Source organism: Frankia sp. CoBUL1 (assembly GCF_978021245.1).
Genome location: NZ_CDXDOS010000268.1, coordinates 1 through 4,429 on the forward strand (window position 1 = coordinate 1; position 4,429 = coordinate 4,429).

The window sequence follows — 4,429 nt, forward strand, 5'->3', positions numbered from 1 at the left end:
GGAGCTGGTTTGCGCGGCCCGTGCCGGGTACGCATGGGGAAAGAGACGCTTCGCTCGCACTGTGTCGCCCAGGGCACCCCGAGTCACCCCACAGCACGTCTACAAAACGTCACCGATCACAACGTAGCGTGATCTCTGCGCGGCCCTGGGAGCGGACCAGGGGCATCTCGATGCCGCAGGCGGGGTTGGGGCAGGTGACGGTACGGGCCCAGATCCAGGCGATGACCGCGGCCTTGGTGCCGTCGGGGAGGGTGGCCTTGGGGTAGAGATGGCCGATGCGCTTCTCGGCCTTGTCACGCATCCAGGCGCCGTAGGCGCGCACGTCGGCGGCCAGGCCCTCGGCGCCCTTCCAGGCCCGGATCTCGGAGCCGGCCAGGCCTGGGTAGACGGGGGGCTGGTCGCGGAACTTCGGGGGGATCTCGATGAGCGCCTTGTTGATGAGAACGGCGACGGGGTTGAGATCGGATGCGTGGGCCTCCAAGCCGAGCCGCTGAGCCTCCAGCGGAATGGTGCCACCACCTGCGAAGGGGTCCAGGATCGGCGGCGGGTTGCCGTTCGTGGACTTCAGGATCTCCTCGTGGGCCGCCCGCAGGAGCTTCTCGTCCCGGACGTTCTCCCAGACCACGAGTCGCTCGATGAGGTGGTGCAGACGATCCCGCTCCTTGCGTTGCAGCTCCTCGGTGGGGAACTCCTCGGGCCGCGAACTCGGGTCGTCGACGAGCTGGGCGAAGAGGACCGCTCGGGCCGCGGCGAGGGGTCGCCGCGCCCACCACAGGTGCAGCGTGGAGGGGTGTCCGTGCCGGATGGACTTTTCCCGGGCGGACTCCCGGTTGATCGCCTCCAGCGGAAGCGCCACCTCGATCAGCTTCCGCGTCCGCACCACGAACCCGCCCCCCTACGCTCCCGACCCGGGTGGCCACCCAGGGTCGTAGCTGAACATAGCGGCGGGTTCCTACACGTTCAGGGCAAACGGGTGCAGCGATGTTAGAACGGCGTCCTTCCCTTGGCCCACATCTTGGCCCAGTCGCCGCGGAGGCCGGTGGCCTCGAAGTTGCCGAGGTCGGTAGCGGCAAAGGGGTCGGCGAGGTAGCGGACCTTGTCGTGCTGCGCCCCGCGCGGGTCAACCTTGACGAGCGCGAGCCGGTAGCGCGGGACGGCGTTCTTGCCGGTCATCACCTCGTCGTGGGTGACGAAGAAGTCGGTGGCGCCGTCGAGGCGGGCCTTGACCTCGATGCGGTAGGTGTCGCCGTTGGCGTCGGTCGACAAGATATCGAAGCCGGGGTTGTTGAACGCCTGCTCAACGGGCTGGCGGCCGAGTTCTCGCTCGCGCGCCAGGACCAGGTCGACTCCGCGGCGCTCGACCTCCTTGGTCTCCTTGGCGTGCATCGGCGCGGACGGCGGCAGTTCGTCTTCGAACAGGCTGACGGGCAGCACGAGGGCGGCGGTGACGAGGCGGGGTGGCTTGATGGACATGAGCTGCTGCTGGTCGAGCAGCTCCAGGCGCTTGCGGAGCCGGCTGTCGAGCTCGACCGCCTTGCGGTTGAGGTTCTCCGACGACTCCTTGGGCTTCTCGCCCTTCTGCTCATTCTCCGAGGCGATCGCCGCCTCGAACAGCAGGCGCTCGCTCTCTGCGGTAAGGCGCTTCGTGACCAGGTCACGGGCTTTCGTCAGCTCCGCCAGCCGGCGGGGCTGGACCTCGGCGAGGTACTCGGGGAGCCGGTTCGCGATGATCCAGCTCGTAGCCTTGTCCTCGGCCTCGGCAAGCCACGGAAGGGCGCGTGCGGCGTCGGTCTCCGGGCTGGCGGGAGCGGCGACGCAGTCCAGGTACGGCGCAGGACCAGCGGGGCTGACGGTGCCGTAGCTGTCGACATAGGCGTAGCCGAAACGGCGCGCGACAGACTCGCCGGTGGCGTCGGCGACCTCCTCCACGACGCCCACGAGCAGGTGTGGCTCTTCGAGGGTCGAGGACACGAGCGCGGTGCCCTGGTTCAGTGCGCCGCCGAACTGCCGGACAGTCTCGTCCATGACCGCGTCATGGAGCGGGTGGCCGGGCGCGAGCAGGTCGGCCCGAGCGAGTCCCTCGGGCTGGACGCGGGCAAGGTCGAAGGTGGCGCGGTCGTACTTCGTCGCGATCGGTCCCTTGCCGGCCGAGCGGAGGTGCTGGGGCACGTTCGCGATCTCGTAGCGCCCCCGCTCACGCCTGGCGATCCGGCCACCGAGACGGGTGAAGGCCGCCTTGAACGCCAGCTCGACGTAGTGCGGCTGGAGCCTCTTGGCCCGGGCCTCATCCATCGCTGCGCGGAGCCGCTGGAGGTCGGCCTCGGCGAAGTGCTCTGAGGCGAGCGCCCGCTCGTCGAGCAGGTCCTTGAGGCCATCGCCGACGCTGGCGTCGATGACCTCGTGCATCTTCGCCTTCACGTCGGAGCGCTCGCCGTACTGGATGGCGTCGAGCAGGAGGGCGCGCAGCGGGGTCTCGGTGAAGGCTTCACCGAGGACGTCGAAGACCTTGCCGCCGTAATCCTGGCGCATCTGGTCGAGCTTGGCCAGTAAACGGGTGAAGACTTCACCCTCCCGCGTGTTGGAGGCCACGAGGTTCCACAGTCGGCAGACCTTGTCCTGGCCGATGCGGTGGATGCGGCCGAAGCGCTGCTCGATGCGGTTGGGATTCCACGGCAGGTCGTAGTTGACCATCAGATGGGCAGTCTGGAGGTTGAGGCCCTCCCCGGCCGCGTCGGTCGCCAGGAGGATCTGGACGTCGCGGTTCTTGGTGAATTCCTCGGTGATCTGGCGACGCTCGCCGCGGCGGACGCCGCCGTGGATCGCCCTGACCGCGTCGGGCTTGCCGAGCAGCGAGCCGATCCTGGCCCGGAGGTAGTCGAGGGTGTCGCGGTGCTCGGTGAAGATGATGATCTTGCGCGGCCAGCCGTTGGCGTCGGCGGTCAGCACCTCGTCCTGGAGGATGTTCGACAGCTCGGTCCACTTGCGGTCGGTGCCAGCGTCGCGGACGATCTTGGCGGTCTTCACCAGCTCGGCCAGCTCGATCAGCTCGGCGTTGAGTTCCTCGACGGTCTGCGCTGCGGTGGCGGCGTCGAGCAGGTCCTCCTCCAGCTCCTCGATCTCCTCGGCGTTGTACCCGTCCTCGTCGATCTCGCCCAGGTCGACGGTCGGCTCGGACTCGCGGTAGGTGCCGTTGAGGATCTCCTGCCGTTTGCCCTCCAGGCGCTCGGAACGGCGGACGAGGCTCTTGTAGATCGCCTCCGGGCTGGAGGCGAATCGCCGCTGGAGAACGGTGAGCGCGAAGCCGACGGTGTTCTTGCGCTTGCCGCCGAGCCGGTCGGCCCGGTTCATCCCCTCGCGGACGTAGTGGGTGACGTCCGCGTAGAGGGCGTACTCCAACGCGGTCAGCTCGTAGGGAACGGTCTCGGCGACACGTTCGGGGAAGAGGTTCTTGCCCTCGAAGGTAAGCAGCTCCTCCTTGACCAGGCGGCGCATGATCCCGCTGGTGTCCGTGGTCTTCTTCTGCCGGCCCTCGAACCGGTCCCTGTCGAGCAGGGTGAGGAAGAGCTGGAAGTCCTCCTCCTTGCCCGAGTGCGGGGTCGCGGTCATCAGCAGCAGGTGGCGGGTGATCTCGCCGAGGAGCTCCCCGAGCTGGAAGCGCTTGGTCTTCTCCAGCTTGCCGCCGAAGTAGTGGGCGCCCATGCGGTGGGCCTCGTCGACGACGATCAGGTCCCACTCGGTCTCCCTGAGCTGGGCCCGGAGCTGCTCGTTGCGGGAGAGCTGATCCATTCGTGCGATGAGGAGCGGGTTGGTCTCGAAGACGTTGAGGTTGACCTGGGAGTCCATGAGCTGGTTGGTCAGCAGATCGAAGCGGAGGCCGAACTTGAAGAAGAGCTCGTCCTGCCACTGCTCCACGAGCCCGCCGGGCGCGACGATGAGGCACTGCTTCACGTCGTCGCGCAGCAGCAGCTCCCTGAGGTAGAGGCCAGCCATAATCGTCTTGCCGGCGCCGGGGTCGTCGGCGAGCAGGAAGCGCAGCGGGGTACGCGGGAGCAGCTCGCCGTACACCGCGCGGATCTGGTGTGGGAGGGGCTGCACGTCGCTGGTGGCGACGGCAAGCATCGGGTCGAAGAGCCCGGCCAGCGAGATGCGCTGCGCCTCGGCCACGAGCTCGAAGTCGCTGGCGTTGGCATCGAAGGCGCGGCTGCCGGTATGGGCGACGCTGAGCTTGTCCTGGTCCTTGCGGAACACGACCTGCTGGCCGAGGCTACCCGCGGCGGTCTTGTAGGTCAGTTCGAGCGCGTCGGAACCGTGCCATTGCGCGGCAATGACCGTGATGACCTCGGCGGGGATGAGCCCGTCGACGCGCAGCCCTGGCTTGAGTCCTTCCAGCAGCACGACTGAGGTGAGGATTTCCGGTGTGGGCTGGGTC

The 4,429-nt window shown here is 68.1% G+C and carries 2 protein-coding genes; both read right to left on the reverse strand.

The window, feature by feature from the left end:
• Positions 1 to 109: 109 nt before the first annotated feature.
• Complete coding sequence (locus AC08OX_RS15320) at positions 110 to 883, reverse strand: DUF1156 domain-containing protein (RefSeq protein WP_476608432.1); 774 nt, start codon at positions 881 to 883, stop codon at positions 110 to 112.
• Positions 884 to 984: 101 nt separating this feature from the next.
• Positions 985 to 4,429 (reverse strand): helicase-related protein (locus AC08OX_RS15325; protein WP_476608433.1); only part of this gene is annotated, 3,445 nt, incomplete at its 5' end.